This window comes from Nitrospirae bacterium YQR-1 (assembly GCA_039908095.1).
GTDB lineage: Bacteria > Nitrospirota > Thermodesulfovibrionia > Thermodesulfovibrionales > Magnetobacteriaceae > Magnetomonas.
Genome location: JAMOBJ010000015.1, coordinates 56,758 through 72,292 on the forward strand (window position 1 = coordinate 56,758; position 15,535 = coordinate 72,292).

Genomic DNA, 15,535 nt, shown 5'->3' on the forward strand with positions numbered 1-15,535 from the left:
ATCAAAAAATCAAAAAATTATATCATGAATATGTTAGAATCAGTAGGGCAGTTTGTAAATCTAAATAAATAAAAAAAGAGGGCAGGATAACAATGTTATCAGAAAGAGCTAAGAAGATTAAACCGTCAGCAACATTATCAATTGACTCAAAAGCAAAGGAGATGAAAGCATCAGGGGTGAATGTTATTAGTTTTGCTCTGGGAGAACCGGATTTCGACACCCCTGACAATATTAAAGAGGCTGCGATTAAGGCTATTAAAGATGGTTTTACAAAGTACACCCCCGTGGGAGGCGTACCTGAGCTTAAGGATGCTGTAATAAACAAACTCAGGGTGGATAACTTACTTGAATATGACCGCAATGAAATAGTGGTATCCTGCGGAGCAAAACACTCTCTATACAACGCCGCACAGGCCCTGTACTCACCCGGCGATGAGGTTTTAATTCCGGCTCCGTACTGGGTGTCTTATCCCGACCAGGTTCTGCTTAATGATGCTCAACCGGTAATTGTTGATACCTCTGAAGATGACCTCTTCATGGTCACGGCGGATGCGCTCAGAGAAAAAATCACGAAAAAAACCAAAGCCGTTATCCTTAATTACCCGTCTAATCCTACCGGCTACACCTATGACAAAAAAACCCTTGAGGGAATTGCCGAGGTTGCCCTTAAACACAATCTGTTTATCGTCTCAGACGAAATATATGAAAAACTCCTCTACGACGGACTTTCTCACATAAGCATAGCCTCCATTGATAAAGAAGTAAAAAAGAAAACAGTTGTAATAAACGGGCTCTCAAAGTCCCATTCTATGACAGGATGGCGGATAGGATATGCTGCCGCAGATAAGAGCATTATTAAAGCCATGGAAAATATCCAAAGCCAGTCAACATCAAATCCGGCCTCTGTTTCCCAGAAGGCTGCTATTGAGGCTATGACGGGACAGCAGGACACTGTGGCTGTCATGGTAAAAGAGTTTGATAAAAGAAGGGAATTCATAGTAAAGGAGTTAAATAAGATACCAGGAGTCGTCTGCCGCAGGCCGCAGGGCGCATTTTACGCATTTCCAAACATAAAGGCTCATCTTGGAAAAAAATCAGCCACAGGCCGCACTGTTTCCGACTCATCGGATATGGCTATGTATCTGCTGGAGGATGCCGCTGTCGCACTTGTGCCCGGAAGCGCTTTTGGCATGGAGGGTTATATCAGAATCTCCTATGCCACCTCAATGGATACCATAAAAGAGGGGCTCGAAAGAATTAAGAAGGCTCTGCAGGCTCTTTCTTAAGTGTCCGCGGCTGAGGGCATTGATGAGTTCCGTTTCGGGTTTGTTTCCATAGTGGGTAAGCCTAACGTCGGCAAATCCACGTTGTTTAACCTGCTTGTCGGACACAGATTAGCCATTGTAACACCTAAGCCCCAAACAACAAGAAACAGGATTATGGGAGTTAAAAACTTGGATCGGGCACAGATTGCTTATTTTGATACCCCTGGGATTTATAACGCCGGAAATAAGCTGGGTGAGTTTCTGGTTAAAACGGCTGTTATGGCTGTCAGGGAAACCGAACTGGTCTATTTTGTGACCGACCCTGTCAACCCCGGTGATGCAGAAAAGGTAATATTGGAAACTATCAGAGAACAGAGAAAACCCGTCTTCCTCTTAATAAATAAAATAGATGCCGTGGCCGATAAGACACGGCTGCTGAAAGTAACAGACGCCTACAGGGGTTTGTACGATTTCAGCGAGATAATTCCTGTTTCGGCAAAAACCGGCGATGGAATTGACATTGTGCTGGAGAGGACTCTGCAGTTACTGCCACAGCGGCCCGCCGGCTTTTCATTTGATGTGCTGACTGATAAATTCGAGCGCTTTATGGCCTCTGAAATTGTAAGGGAAAAAGCCATGCAGCTTACACATGATGAATTGCCACACGCCATCGCTGTAGAAATTGTGCTCTGGAAAGAAAAACCGAACAAACTAGTCTCAATTGGGGCAAATATATATGTTGAAAAAGACTCCCAAAAAGGTATAATAATAGGAAAGCGCGGAACACTGCTTAAGGAAATAGGAAGCAAGGCTCGTGTTGAAATTGAGGATATGCTTGGTACAAAAGTATATCTGGAATTGCTTGTAAAGGTAAGGGGTAAATGGACAAAGGATGTGAATATGTTAAGGGAACTGGGTTATAACTAACGTGGTAATAAGAATGAAAGTTGACGGACTACTGTTTGACCCCAGAAGTGGAATGTACATCTTGTTACTGAAAGCTCTGGAAGGTGAGGAGACACTCCCTATCTGGATAGGGAAACCGGAGGCCGATTCAATAGCCCTGGCACTAGGCAGGGTGGCAACTCCAAGGCCGCTGACTCACGATCTGGTAAAGAATCTGATTGATGAGTTAAAGCTTTCCGTGGCAAGGGTAGTGGTGCGCGAAATCATAGATAACACCTACTATGCCACACTTTATGTGACAGACGGTAAAAACGAAAAGCCGATAGACTCACGGCCCTCCGACGCTGTGGCTGTGGCCCTGAGAACTAATTCTCCCATATTTGTTGACGAGTCGGTTATCGAAAAAAGAAACGCTGATGAGCTTGAGGAATGGCTGCGAAACCTCAAGCCTGAGGACTTTGGAAATATCATGTAATGCTTTTAAGGACAGAGGGTATTGTCTTTAAGAGCTTTCCACTGGGAGAGGCCGATTTAATACTCACGATTCTCTCTGCTGAGGAGGGTTTTGTGCGTGCTTTTGCCAAAAGCCCTAGAACAACAAAGAGCCGCTTTGGCAGCGCTCTTGAACCCCTTTCCCATATCAAAATATCCCTCATGGGCAGGGAACATGCCCAACTACCGCATCTTACTCAGGCCGATATCATTCGTCCATACCAAAAGCTCAGGGAGCAGTTTGACTGTTTTGTCAGAATATGTGAAATACTTGAAATCACTATGTCACTTTTCGGTGAAAAGGAACATCACGACGGACTGTTTGAACTCTTGGTTGATACGTTAAACCATATAGAAAGTCAGGAGAGCGACTCAATGAGGAGATGCTTGTTCTATAAAATCAAGGTACTTGAAAAAGCAGGGCTTTCACCCAGGCTAAACGGCTGTGCAAGGTGCGGTGTATCGGCAGGGGCTTTTTATTTTAGTGAGGGTTCGGTTATCTGTGGCAATTGTAAGGATAAAACCACAGATGAAACCCGCTCAACAGGCAGCAGGCTAATAAGTATGGGTGCTGTCAGCCTCTATGAAACCATTGCCTCATGGAGCCTTGATAAACTCCACAGAATTAAGCCCAATGATAAACTCATATTTGAACTTGAAGTTTTTTTAAACCTTCATATTAAATACCGGACGGAGCGCGGGCTCAAAACAAGGGATTTCATGTATAAGACCAGCTCTAATTCAAAAGTAAACGCAGGCGGAAAGTAGAAAGCGACACCTCCCCTTACAGGGGAATCCCCTTTATTAGGGGAGCGTACGTCAAGGAGCTTTCGACGATGCCAACAAAGTTAATCAAATGACTGCAACCCGGCATGAGAAGATAAGAGCACTCCTGTAATGAGTTTAAATTTTGTTTCTTAAAAAATCCGCCATTTTCTGATCAATATTTTTAATATGCTTAATGAGCCAGTCGACAGCCTGATTTTGTGTAGCCGTTATAATTAAATCAGTGGCACCCTCTTTCTCAAAGAGTCTCTTCAGAGAGGAATAACTTTTGAGAAACTTCATGTGCTCATCCTTATGCTCATCGTAAAAAGGGTACTTGTGTTTAATCATGTAGGCCTCTTCAGTGTTGAAGTGGTCTATAACATAACCGCCGAAAAACCTGAGAAGTTTATCCAGCTCTCCCTCTTTTTCTTCCTCTGTCATCGAGAGTAAATTGTTAATTCTTGAAATTATCTCCTTATGCTGTTCATCAATTATATTTACTCCGGTTGACAGACTATTATCCCAGTATATTTCCACCCTTCCTCCTTTGCGCTAATATTAAATTTGTTAGATAGTAGCATAATTTTAGAGACGGCCGTAAAAATTCCGGCTGCCTTTGGTCATTATTAGTCATCCTGCCGGTTTATATTTCTAAAAACCTCATCGTACAATAAATCGGCAATAACCCTGTAACCCTCAGTTGAGAGATGTAGTCCGTCATTGGAATACTCAGAAGCAAGGGCAAGGGTATCTTTTTCACAGGTAGCGGCAAAGAGGTCTATACAGTGAAACCCCATATCAGCCGAGCTTTGCATAATCATAGAGTTAAGCATCACCCGCGGAGCGATAGCGGAATCAAAACCTCTTATGGAGGGCACAGTTACGGCAACAGGAGTTATACCGTTAGCTATACTCCTTTGGTACATACCGGTGAGATTTTCCACTATCTCGCTGATGGTGACGCCCCAACCCAGATCATTGGTTCCACCCAGTATGATAACATAATTGGGTTGTAAGTCTAAAACATCACTTTCAAAGCGTTCCGCCATGTCTGAGGTCAACTGTCCGCTTACTCCGCTAACAATAAAATCAGCCTTAAAGTGCATTTTTTCCTTTAAAAAATCAGCATAAGGGGTTTCCTCATACCAAGGACGTTCATAAGTCGGCGATTGAAAGCCTACAGTCAGGCTGTCTCCGAACGCCAGAATAGTTATATCTGAACCTTTAAAACCGTCCCGGAACACTTTTTTATATTTTCCCCTCATTATTTTTTTTATTACAATTGATTTTATTATTTTTTTATTGCAAAAAGCAAGCACCTTTGGTATAATCTCCAAATGGTGCCTGAGTTTTCAGGCTTCAATAATGCAACTATTAAGTTAAGGAGGAGGAGATTAATGACGAAATCAGAGTTAATAGACCAGATAGCAAAAGAGGCGAATCTGTCTAAAGCAGATGCATCAAAAGCACTGGATTCTACAACCAACGCAATAATCAATGCACTTAAAAGCGGACAAAAGGTAACATTCATAGGTTTCGGTACATTTTCCGTATCAACCAGAAAGGCGAGAGAAGGCCGTAATCCAAGGACAAGTGAAACGATAAAGATACCTGAGGCCAAGGTTCCAAAGTTTGTTCCCGGGAAAGCCTTTAAAGAAGCTGTAAATAATAAATAATTTTTTTATGTCGATTAAAGCAATGAAGGGTTGTTTGAGGAGGCTCTCAGTGGGTTGCAGGTGTAGGGAGAATTGCCCGTTTGACAGCAATGGTGCTTCTATAGAGAGTATTTTATCAGGGAGATAACGATGAAACGTGTTTTTTTTAAAAATGCTGTCAGAGCTGTTAAGATTGCGGTATTATTATTACCTTTGTTGAATTTTAGCTGTGCGTGGTATTCCGATACTCCTACATTTACACCATTTGACGACAGAGGGTGGGGTCCTAATGCTGTTACATGGAATGGCAGGGATTTTATTCTTGGTGACAGATCAATTTACTACTCCATAGGCTTCCTTGATGTCGCTTCAGTTGATGATATAACCAGAACAAAAGTGCTGAATTTTATGCTTGAAAAGTTTCCTGTGCCTATTCCCAAATATGTAAACATCTGCGGGCTGGCATGGGAGGGTGACTGCTGTGAAAACGGTTTTCTCTGGATTGCCGATTCTTTAGGCAAGGAAATCATCAAACTCAGTATGCAAAACAACAGTATTGTATCGACCCTTCATACTCCGGGTGATAAACCAACCGGACTGGCTTTTGACGGTGAATCCTTGTGGGTTGCCGATGGCGGCACCTCAAAAATTTATAAGGTCTCTCCGGCTACAGGCGACATTGAAGCAGAGTTCTTTTCACCGGTTAAGGACCCAACAGGTGTGTCCTGGGACTGTGCTAAACCAGGACTTTGGGTTATCGGCCACAATGCTTGTGTAACCGCATCATATAGCGATTGCACAAAGGCTGATTTGGTTAAGATTGATGTTAAATCCGGCAAGATTGTGCAGAGAGCGTCTCTGCCGGCAGCGGTAAAGAGACCATCGGATGTAGTATGGGTTGACGGTGATTTATGGGTTACTGATTATGCGTTAAACCGCGTTTACAGGATTATCTCTTCCTGGGTATATGAGGTTAAAGATGATACAGTCTATAAATCCCCCATAACGGCAAAACGTCAAAACCTGATAAAGAAAAAGAAGGAGACAGTGGATAATGATACGGCACCGGATAATGTGAGTATAGAAGTCCACCCTTTGGAGTACAGAGAGAATATTTCCAATAAGGTAAAATTATCATCAAAACCGGACACTGTTCAGTTACCCGGAGATTAGTGTCTAATTGCAGAAGTTTGCGATAGTTTTTCAGAGTTATATCCTTTTTATAATGGCTTGCAAAATTTCGTTGTCAATGAGTTTTACCTTTAAGGGCTGAGATTGCCACACCCCTTGGGGTTCGCAATGACGGCGCTGGGCTGTGTGTTGACGTTTCTATCCGTCATTACGAGGAGCACAGCGACGTGGTAATCTCCTCTTTTAAAAAATTAATCAGAATTATTTGAAATATCTATTATTTTTGCAATTAGACATTAGTTTAACAGGTTATTAGTTTACAGATTTTTTATACAATCGTCCTGTTGCACTGTTTTTAGTGTCAGGAGCAGGTTTTCTTTTAAGAGATGTAATGTTGTCAGTGGTGGGTTGCAACCTTTAGCAGGGGCGCTTTTTAGCCTTTCTATAATTTCTTCTTTTTAATCCGTAACGAATTTGTAACAACCGATACAGAGCTTAAAGACATAGCAAGAGAGGCAAGCATAGGGTTAAGGGCGGGACCGCCAAAGAGCGTTAAAACCCCTGCGGCTGCCGGTATCCCAATTATGTTATAGATAAAGGCCCAAAACAGGTTTTGTTTTATTGTTTTAATTGTAAGGCGTGAAAGTGCAATGGCCTTAGAAACACTCATCAGGTCACCTTTGACCAAAATTATATCGGCTGATTCGACTGCTATATCTGTGCCGGTGCCCAGTGCAATCCCTATGTGGGCCTCTGAAAGTGCCGGAGCATCGTTTATGCCGTCCCCCACCATTGCTGTAAACATGCCTGAATCTTTTAACTCTCTTATTACTTTGATTTTATCCTCAGGCAGTAATCCTGAATAAACCGTGTCTATGCCTGTCTCTTGTGCTATCAGTCGTGCCACGGTTTCATTGTCTCCGGTAAGCATCACAGGGGTAATCCCTGAGTGTTTCAACTCACCGACGGCTGCCTTTGATGTCGCCTTAAGTGTGTCGGATATAGAAAACACGGCGTATGGTCTATTGTTGAGCGCTAAAATGACGGCAGACTTACCCTCACCTGAAATTGTTGCAAGCGTATTGTGGAAAGCGGACAAATTCACTTTAGAATCCTTCAATAATTTCTCACTTCCGATTAAAACTACATCCTTTCCGCCACTTATAACGCCTGTAATGCCGCCTCCTGTTATTGAACGAAAAGAATCAAACTCGTAAAGTGCAATCTCACGCTTTTGTGCCTCATTTACGATTGCCTTTGCTATGGGGTGTTCGGAGTAGTGTTCACCGGAGGCGGCTATTTTAAGGGCTTCAGTTTCATTCATTTCAGTATCAACAAAAATACCTGTAACAGAGGGTTTCCCCTCAGTAATAGTACCGGTTTTATCAAATGCTATGACATTTACTTTGCATAAGTTTTCAAGAGCTACGGCGTTTCGTATCAGAATTCCGCTCTCGGCCCCCTTTCCGGTTGCAACCATAATAGCGGTTGGGGTAGCTAACCCCAGAGCACACGGACAGGCGATTATTAAGACCGCTATAAAACTCATTAAACCTTTCTGAAAACCGTACGTATGGTCAAATAAAAACCATAGCACAAAGGTCAGGACTGATAAGCCTATAACTGTGGGAACAAACACTGAGGCTGCTGTGTCGGCAATCCTCTGAATTGGGGCTTTAGAGCCCTGTGCCTCCTCAATAAGTTTAATAATTCGAGCAAGGGACGATTCCCGTCCGGTTTTAAGCGCCCGCATTATAAAGGCACCTGAGGTGTTAACAGTGCCGCTTCTGATTTTATCGCCGGCATTTTTCTCTACAGGGAGACTTTCACCGGTCAGCATTGACTCATCAATGGCGGAGCTGCCGTCTGTTATCTCTCCGTCAACGGCTAACCGCTCCCCGGGCCGTACTAAAATAATATCTCCAACCGTCACGGCGTCAACAGAAACAATATGCTCCTTACCGTCTCTTATAACGGAAGCAGTGTCAGGCTGCAATTTAATAAGTTTTTTAATAGCCTCTGAGGTGCGCCCCCTCGCCCTTACCTCAAGAAAACGCCCCATAATAACAAAGGTTATGATAGCTGCAGCTGTTTCAAAGTACAGGTGGGGGAACTCTCTGTGGCTGTTTAATAAAAGGTGCGGAAACAGTACCTCAAAGGTGCTGTAAAAATATGCCGCCGTTGTTCCAACTGCAACAAGGGTATTCATGTTAGTTGTAAAATGTTTCAGGGCTGAAAAGGCAGCCTTATAAAATATGAGCCCAGGCCAAAACTGTACTACCGTGGCAAGACATAACAGTACCCACGGATTGGACAGTACGGCAACTGAAAGCATAGAGCCTGCCATTATAACAGCAGTAAGACTTCCGCTGAGTATCAACTGGAATTTTAACAGGGAGTGTTCCTGTTCAGTTTCTGTGTCTGATACATTGCTCTGTGTGATGTGAGCCGTGTAACCGGCATTTTTGACAGCCTCTGCAATTCCCTCCGGTGTTATGAGTCCGGGGGCATATATGACTGTTGCACGAGCTGCCGCAAAATTAACCACAGCATCAAGTACACCGTTAAGTGACTTAACAGCTTTTTCTACAGAACCTGCACAGACGGCGCAACTCATGCCGGTTATCTGTATATTTAGCGTTTTTTTGTCTGACATAATTTTTCCCTTGCTAATTTTTGTAAAATTTGTTTATCATATCACGTGAAATTTGATGTTTATCAATGATAACATAATTTGTGTATGTCACAGGTGTATTTTAACGGATTTCCATGGGTTGCATGGAGCGTGTTAATATTAAATAAAAGCAAATACTAATTAAGGAGGAGTTAAATGAAAAATCCTGTTGTTGACCAGGACCTTTGTACAGGTTGCGAAACGTGTGTTTCTTTATGTCCGGATGTGTTTGAAATGCAGGGAGATAAGGCTGTTGCCTCTAACCCTGGGAAGTGCGATTCCTGCGATTGTCAGGAAGCTATGGACACCTGTCCGGTTGAAGCCATTAAATGGGAGTAATTTATAAGCTTTTTAAGTTAAAATAGTATGAAGTATTCAAAGGGGTTACCTTGTGTAATCCCTTTTTTTTAATGTTTTATAAGAGTGTTGATGATTAAGTTTGTGTTTGACAAAAAAAAAATTTATGGAATGAAGTTTTTTTGCTATAATGTAGGAGGTATTTGGGCGCGCCTGAAGGTTGTTGATAAAAAAATGGCCTCAGGGTGTTTATCAACTGAGCTTTAGATCGAGGGCTGCAAGGGAGCCGTGAACGTAGATTTTGTAAATCCATTTTTAGATGCCCTTGTAAATGTCTTAACCACTATGGCTGGGGTTGAGGTCACATATGGTGCACCGTGTATTAAAGCCAACAATTTAGCCATGGGAGATGTAACCGGCATAATAAGACTTGCCGGTGAGAGAACATCAGGCTCAATAGCCATTACCTTTACAGAGCAGGCGATTTTACATATTGCATCAAAGATGCTTGGTGAGGAGATGAAAGAAATGAATGATGAGATATCAGATATGGTTGGTGAAATTACCAATATGGTCTCAGGCGGGGGACGTAAAGTTTTAGCCGAGGACGGCTACAAGTTTAATATGGCAACACCGACAACGATAGTAGGAAAAAATCATACGATAACTCATAAATCAAAAGGCAAAATAGTGCTGGTTCCTTTTGAGACTACCGCCGGTCCTTTTTTTGTGGAAATTTGTTTTGATGATGAGAACAATAAACCAATAAAACCAATGAGTGTAAAAAGCAGAGAGTATTACAAGCGATAGAACACTCTGGGCCGAAACAAAAAAGCAATTCAGCAGGTGGATAAAATGTTTTCTAAAGACAGCGTGGTAAATGAAATTTTAAGTGGTTTTGCAGAGAAACTCAAACCCTCAATCTCAGGGGATGGTAAACCTGCCTCTGAGATATTTGAAATTGTTTTACGGGAAGTAAAGTCTCTTATACAGGTTAATGAAAACTACAAAAATGAGCTCATGTCCATAGGTATAGCTCTGTCTGCCGAACGAAACCATGAAGCACTGCTGGAGATGATAGTGGAAAAGGCTATGTATTTTACCGGGGCAGACGGCGGTACTTTGTATATAATGGGAGAGGATGAGAGGAATCTGTCATTTAAAATAATCCGCACAAAATCACTTGGTTTTTTAATGGGCGGCACAAAAGGCGGCGAGGTACCGTTTCCACCGGTACAATTGTACAAGGAGGATGAGAGCAGGAACGAAAATAATGTTTCGGCATACGTAGCCTTGACCGGCAAAACAGTAAACATCACAGACGTCTATGAGGTGGAGGGTTTTGATTTTCAGGGAACCAGGGCATTTGATGAAAAAACAGGTTACCGCTCAAAGTCCATGCTCGTAACAGCAATGAGAAACCATGAAAATGAAATAATCGGAGTATTGCAGCTTCTTAACGCAACCAATGAAAACGGCGTGGTGATAGCTTTTTCGCCGCGCTATCAAAGGCTTATAGAGTCACTTGCTTCACAGGCGGCAATTGCCATAACCAACTCGTCGCTAATCAGGGGGCTTAGGCACCTGCTGGATTCTTTCATACAGGTGATAGCGGATGCTATCGATGCGAAATCAGCCTATACCGGGGGCCATATAAGACGTGTTGCCGACCTTACGCTGCTAATAGCACGCGGGCTTTGTAACTCGGAGGATGAGAGATGGCGGAATTTTGTTCTCACCCCTGATGAGGAAAACGAACTTCGTATAGCCGCATGGATGCATGATATAGGTAAAATTACAACCCCTGAGCATGTCGTTGACAAATCAACCAAACTTGAAAAAATATATGACAGGCTGCACACGATTGAGGCGCGCTTTGAAATACTCAAACAACAGGCTGAAAATGATTATCTCAAAAGAAAGTGTGAAATTCTAAGCACCGGGGTACGAAATACTGAAGGGGTGCTTAGTAAACTCCGTGAGGAACTGGACGGTAAACTAAAGGAATTTTCTGATGCTATAGAATTAATAAGGGTGGCCAACCTTGGTGGTGAATTTATGGCTGATGAAAAAATAGCAAAACTCAAAGAGATTGCATCTATAGAGATAGTAATAGGCCACAAGAGAATCCCGCTTTTAAATGAAGACGAAACAATGAATCTTTCTATTAGAAGAGGTACTTTGACGGAGGAAGAGCGGTTAATAATAAATAACCATGCCGTAATGACAGGCAAGATGTTAGGAGGGCTCCCGTGGCCTAAAAAGCTTACAAATGTTGCAAAATACGCAGCCGAACATCATGAAAAGCTTGACGGCACAGGGTATCCAAACGGGTTAAAGGCTGAGCAGCTTAGCCGTAAGTCCAGAATATTGGCCATAGCAGACATCTTTGAGGCCCTCACTGCAAAAGACAGACCATACAGACCTGGCAAAAAACTCTCCGAATGTGTTAAGATCATAGGCTTTATGGTTAAAGACAACCACCTTGATAAGGATATTGTGGAGTTTTTCATAACAAGCGGATTATTTGTAGAGTATGCTAAAAATGAATTAACTGCAGATCAGTTAGATTCATTTACTTACAACGGAGTAACATATGACCCTTTTAGCCGGCCCTCGGATGAGGCCGGCAAAGACAACTAAAAACCCTATACAAGGAGACACATATGAAAAACGCACTGAAAATTCTTTCATTTAATACGTTTATACCGATTTTTTACCCGGCCCTGATGCTTCCGTTGAGGCATTGGAGAAAGAAAGCCATCGGTATGCTGAATTTTAAAGAAGGTGACAGGGTGTTAGTGCCCGGGGTGGGAAGCGGACATGACTTGCCCTTTCTCCCCGGCAATGTGGATGTTGACGGTATAGACATAAGTGACGTAATGCTGGGGCTTGGTAAAATAAAAACAAAAGCCTTCCATTATCCCCACAACACAAGACTGCACAAGATGGACGCCGAAAATCTTAAGTTTGATGATAACACGTTTGACAAGGCCATCCTGAGCTTGTTTCTGACGGTGGTGTTTAATCCCCATAAGGCAATGGAGGAAGTGGTGCGCGTTACAAAGCCCGGTGGCGAGATACTCATATATGACCATCTCTTTAGGCGTGGCACAGTGCCTCAGGGCGTGGCTAACACAGTTGATGCAGTGCTCAGTTACAGCTTTGCCAGCGTAACCAGAATAATTGAGGATATCATAGACGGCTTACCTGTCAAAATTGTGGAAGTAAAAGACGGTGACCCTGTAGGATTTGTTAAAGGATTTTTACTTGTTAAGAACCCAAAATGAGCTTACATCTCAACGGGGTGATAATAATTTAATATATCCTGAAATATTCAAACACTGTGAAGTCGAGGCTTTCTTTACAGACGGCGGCATGGGGCTTAAGGTACAAGAGGTGTTTAAACCGTCAAAGGCTCTTTTTATGCCGGTTCAAAGGCACACGGATACGATAGTGGTTTTAAGAAAAAACACTTCATTGCCACCGCCGGATACTGTTGCTGATGCCGTGATATCTGACAGAGAGGATGTTGTCACAGGGGTGCAGAGTGCCGACTGTGTGCCGATTCTGGTTTTCGATAAAGCCCGGAAGGTGACAGCCTCCGTACATGCCGGCTGGAGAGGGACGGCTCAGGAGATTTTAGGCGGTGTGCTTGGACGGTTTTTCAGCGAATTTAAATCTGATGCGGCGGACATTGTAATGGCCCTTGGGCCATCGATAAGGAGTTGTTGTTATGAGGTTGGTGATGAGGTGATTGCGGCAGTCTCTGAGGCCACCGGAGAGGGAGATTATGTGTGCATACAGAGTGCCGGCGGCAAACACATAGATTTAAGCACTGCAAATAAGATACAGGCAGTAAGCTTAGGGGTAAATCCTGAAAATATATGGATATCGCCGGAGTGTACCTGTTGTGTAAGCAGATACCATTCTTACAGGCGGTCTCAAAAACAAAACATTGCAACCACCGGCAGACAGGGGGCCTTCATCACTATTTCATACGGCGATGCGTTATCTTAGCGGTTGTACAGGGGAAACTATAAGCATTGGGTTGAAGCTCGGCAGACTGCTTCGTGCCGGAGATACGGTGTTTTTGACAGGAGAGCTGGGTAGTGGTAAAACCACATTAATTAAGGGTATAGCCGGGGCATTGGGCATCAGCAGCTCTGATATAACAAGTGCAAGTTTTACAATAATTGCGGTACATGAGGGCGCAGTGCCCCTCTACCATATAGACCTCTACCGGCTGGATGATTTGAGCGCTATGGAGGATGTAGGGCTTTTTGAGTACTTTGGCGCTGACGGGATTGCAGTTGTAGAGTGGGCGGATAAACTTCAGGGAACGGAAACGGCGGATGTAACAGTGAACATGAAGTATCTTAACGATAACGAGCGGGAAATAATTATAGAGGGAGTGGATGAACAGAGTTGGGATAATATGTAAGCGCGGTAAAAAGGAAGCATTGGAGTTATTGTTAAAACTAGTACCGTGGCTTAGAGAGCGGCAAATAGAGGTATGCGTTGACTCATACTCTGCACGTGAAACGGGCTTAAAGGGTGTGCCGCAGGAGGATATGCCAAAGCACTGTGACATGGTGGTGGTACTGGGAGGGGATGGCACAATGCTTGCCGCCTCACGGCTTGTTGCTGAGAGTAACCTTCCGATTTTTGGCATAAACCTGGGCGGTCTGGGTTTTATTACCGAGGTAAGCATCGGGGAAGTTTTTAACGTCATAGAAAAGGTAATTACCGGTAAGTGTGCAGTTGAGGACAGGATTATGTTAAATGCCACGGTCATACGGGACAGCAAAACGCTGGCACAGTACACTGTGTTAAACGACGTGGTGATAACAAAGGGAGCGCTGGCACGCATCTTTGATCTTGAGATGTTTATAGACGGGATGTATGTAACCACCTTCAGGGCGGACGGGTTGATTGTATCGACGCCCACAGGCTCAACAGCGTATTCTTTATCGGCGGGCGGTCCAATTCTGTATCCGACCCTTCACTGTTTTGTAATCACCCCCATTTGTTCTCACACACTGACAAACCGGCCTATAGTAATTAACGACGACATGTCCATAGAGATTATTGCAAGGTCAGGAAGTGAGGATGTGTATCTGACACTTGACGGCCAACTGGGGCATCATCTGATGGAAAACGATGTGGTAAGCGTCAAACGCTCAGTCAACATGGCACGGTTGATGATTCCCTGTGAGAGGGACTATTTTCAGATTCTCAGGGAAAAGCTTAAGTGGGGGGAGAGATAAGGTGAGTAGCAAATTTGCATCAACCTTGGTAGAAATATTGAGGGTATATGAGGCAATGGGATTTGAATTATTACCTTTTCCGGGAAAGGATGATGTGTTTCCAGTAACTAAAAAGCAGCCTGCCGTTTCTCAAAAGACAGAAGATACCCGCTTGGGGGTGGGATTAAACGTGATACGCAGTGAGATAGGCAAGTGCACACGGTGTAAACTTCACAAGACCAGAAAAAACATAGTGTTTGGAGAGGGCGCCGCCGATGCGAGGTTGATGTTTATAGGGGAGGGCCCGGGTGCGGATGAGGATGAGCAGGGGAGGCCTTTTGTGGGCAGAGCAGGGAAACTTCTTACCAGCCTCATTAATAAAATGGGCTTTAAGAGGGAGGATGTTTACATCGCAAACGTTGTTAAATGCCGTCCGCCTGCCAACAGGGACCCTGAGCGGGATGAGGTCAAGGCATGTATTGGTTTTCTTAAATCCCAGATAGCATCCATCTCGCCTGCTGCAATAATGGCTTTAGGGACGGTGGCAACTCAGGCGATTTTAAATACCGACAAACCGATAACACGTTTAAGGGGAGAGTTCAGGGACTATCATGGAATCAGGTTAATGCCCACTTATCATCCGTCATATTTACTGAGAAATCCCAGTGCCAAAAAGATAGTCTGGGAGGATGCACTGAAGGTTTTGAGGGTGCTGGGCATAGAGATTATAGAGGCTCCGGAAAACGCAGGGATATAATATAGAAATGAATGCAACTTGGTATTACTCTTTTGACTGCAACTCTTGCATTATACCAAGTTGCAGTCAGAAGTATAACAAGGCGGCAAGGAGAAAGCGACGCAGGCGTACTTTTAGTACGCTGAGGAGCTTTTGACGAAGCCAACAAAGTTAGACTATTGAATGCAACCTTGCATTATACCAAGTTGCAGTCAGAAGTATAACAAGGCGGCAAGGAGAAAGCGACGCAGGCGTACTTTTAGTACGCTGAGGAGCTTTTAACGAAGCCAACAAAGTTAGACTATTGAATGCAACCTTGCATTATACCAAGTTGCAGTCAGAAGTATAACAAGGCGGCAAGG

Annotated in this window: 17 protein-coding genes; 14 read left to right on the top strand and 3 right to left on the bottom strand. The window is 43.6% G+C overall.

The window, feature by feature from the left end; genetic code table 11:
• The first annotated feature begins 92 nt into the window (after positions 1-92).
• Genes H7844_08885 through recO form a run of 4 tightly spaced genes read left to right on the top strand, consistent with a single transcriptional unit; the run spans position 93 to position 3,431 of the window.
• Positions 93-1,286 (top strand): pyridoxal phosphate-dependent aminotransferase, encoded by a 1,194-nt coding sequence (locus H7844_08885; GenBank protein ID MEO5357400.1) that lies wholly within the window; start codon positions 93-95, stop codon positions 1,284-1,286.
• Positions 1,287-2,192 carry a GTPase Era gene (gene era, locus H7844_08890; protein MEO5357401.1) on the top strand — a complete coding sequence of 302 codons (906 nt, stop codon included), beginning with the start codon at positions 1,287-1,289 and terminating at the stop codon, positions 2,190-2,192.
• Between the two features lies 1 nt (position 2,193).
• Positions 2,194-2,646 carry a bifunctional nuclease family protein gene (locus tag H7844_08895; protein MEO5357402.1) on the top strand — a complete coding sequence of 151 codons (453 nt, stop codon included), beginning with the start codon at positions 2,194-2,196 and terminating at the stop codon, positions 2,644-2,646.
• Positions 2,646-3,431, top strand: a complete 786-nt coding sequence (gene recO, locus H7844_08900; protein ID MEO5357403.1) for a DNA repair protein RecO — start codon at positions 2,646-2,648, stop codon at positions 3,429-3,431. The genes H7844_08895 and recO overlap by 1 nt, the downstream gene beginning before the upstream one ends.
• Before the next feature lie 135 nt (positions 3,432-3,566).
• Here the strand turns inward: recO and H7844_08905 are convergent, their stop codons facing one another.
• Positions 3,567-3,968 (bottom strand): bacteriohemerythrin, encoded by a 402-nt coding sequence (locus H7844_08905; protein MEO5357404.1) that lies wholly within the window; start codon positions 3,966-3,968, stop codon positions 3,567-3,569.
• 89 nt (positions 3,969-4,057) lie between these two features.
• The gene (locus tag H7844_08910; protein MEO5357405.1) at positions 4,058-4,768 is read right to left on the bottom strand and encodes a GDSL-type esterase/lipase family protein; all 711 of its coding nucleotides are present in this window, start codon (positions 4,766-4,768) and stop codon (positions 4,058-4,060) included.
• A gap of 60 nt (positions 4,769-4,828) precedes the next feature.
• Here H7844_08910 and H7844_08915 point away from each other — a divergent pair, with 60 nt between their 5' ends.
• Positions 4,829-5,107, top strand: a complete 279-nt coding sequence (locus tag H7844_08915) for an HU family DNA-binding protein (GenBank protein ID MEO5357406.1) — start codon at positions 4,829-4,831, stop codon at positions 5,105-5,107.
• 129 nt (positions 5,108-5,236) lie between these two features.
• Positions 5,237-6,259, top strand: a complete 1,023-nt coding sequence (locus tag H7844_08920) for a hypothetical protein (GenBank protein ID MEO5357407.1) — start codon at positions 5,237-5,239, stop codon at positions 6,257-6,259.
• A 400-nt stretch (positions 6,260-6,659) separates the two neighbouring features.
• Here H7844_08920 and H7844_08925 read toward each other — a convergent pair whose 3' ends face one another.
• Positions 6,660-8,873, bottom strand: coding sequence for a heavy metal translocating P-type ATPase (locus tag H7844_08925; protein MEO5357408.1), 2,214 nt, complete (start codon positions 8,871-8,873; stop codon positions 6,660-6,662).
• Between the two features lie 174 nt (positions 8,874-9,047).
• On the opposite strand from H7844_08925, the gene H7844_08930 reads away from it, so the two are divergent.
• From H7844_08930 to H7844_08965, 8 genes are all read left to right on the top strand, one after another.
• Entirely contained in the window at positions 9,048-9,230 is a 183-nt protein-coding gene (locus tag H7844_08930; protein MEO5357409.1) for a ferredoxin, read from the top strand.
• Between the two features lie 246 nt (positions 9,231-9,476).
• Entirely contained in the window at positions 9,477-9,998 is a 522-nt protein-coding gene (locus H7844_08935; protein ID MEO5357410.1) for a chemotaxis protein CheX, read from the top strand.
• Between the two features lie 45 nt (positions 9,999-10,043).
• Positions 10,044-11,831: an HD domain-containing protein gene (locus H7844_08940; GenBank protein ID MEO5357411.1), complete on the top strand. Its 1,788-nt coding sequence runs from the start codon at positions 10,044-10,046 to the stop codon at positions 11,829-11,831.
• A 23-nt stretch (positions 11,832-11,854) separates the two neighbouring features.
• Complete coding sequence (locus H7844_08945) at positions 11,855-12,478, top strand: methyltransferase domain-containing protein (protein MEO5357412.1); 624 nt, start codon at positions 11,855-11,857, stop codon at positions 12,476-12,478.
• Positions 12,441-13,208, top strand: coding sequence for a peptidoglycan editing factor PgeF (gene pgeF, locus H7844_08950; GenBank protein MEO5357413.1), 768 nt, complete (start codon positions 12,441-12,443; stop codon positions 13,206-13,208). Before H7844_08945 ends, pgeF begins: the two co-directional genes overlap by 38 nt.
• Positions 13,195-13,632 carry a tRNA (adenosine(37)-N6)-threonylcarbamoyltransferase complex ATPase subunit type 1 TsaE gene (gene tsaE, locus H7844_08955; GenBank protein MEO5357414.1) on the top strand — a complete coding sequence of 146 codons (438 nt, stop codon included), beginning with the start codon at positions 13,195-13,197 and terminating at the stop codon, positions 13,630-13,632. The genes pgeF and tsaE overlap by 14 nt, the downstream gene beginning before the upstream one ends.
• The gene (locus H7844_08960) at positions 13,607-14,458 is read left to right on the top strand and encodes an NAD(+)/NADH kinase (GenBank protein ID MEO5357415.1); all 852 of its coding nucleotides are present in this window, start codon (positions 13,607-13,609) and stop codon (positions 14,456-14,458) included. Before tsaE ends, H7844_08960 begins: the two co-directional genes overlap by 26 nt.
• 1 nt (position 14,459) lies before the next feature.
• Positions 14,460-15,194, top strand: coding sequence for a uracil-DNA glycosylase (locus H7844_08965; GenBank protein MEO5357416.1), 735 nt, complete (start codon positions 14,460-14,462; stop codon positions 15,192-15,194).
• Positions 15,195-15,535 lie beyond the last annotated feature (341 nt).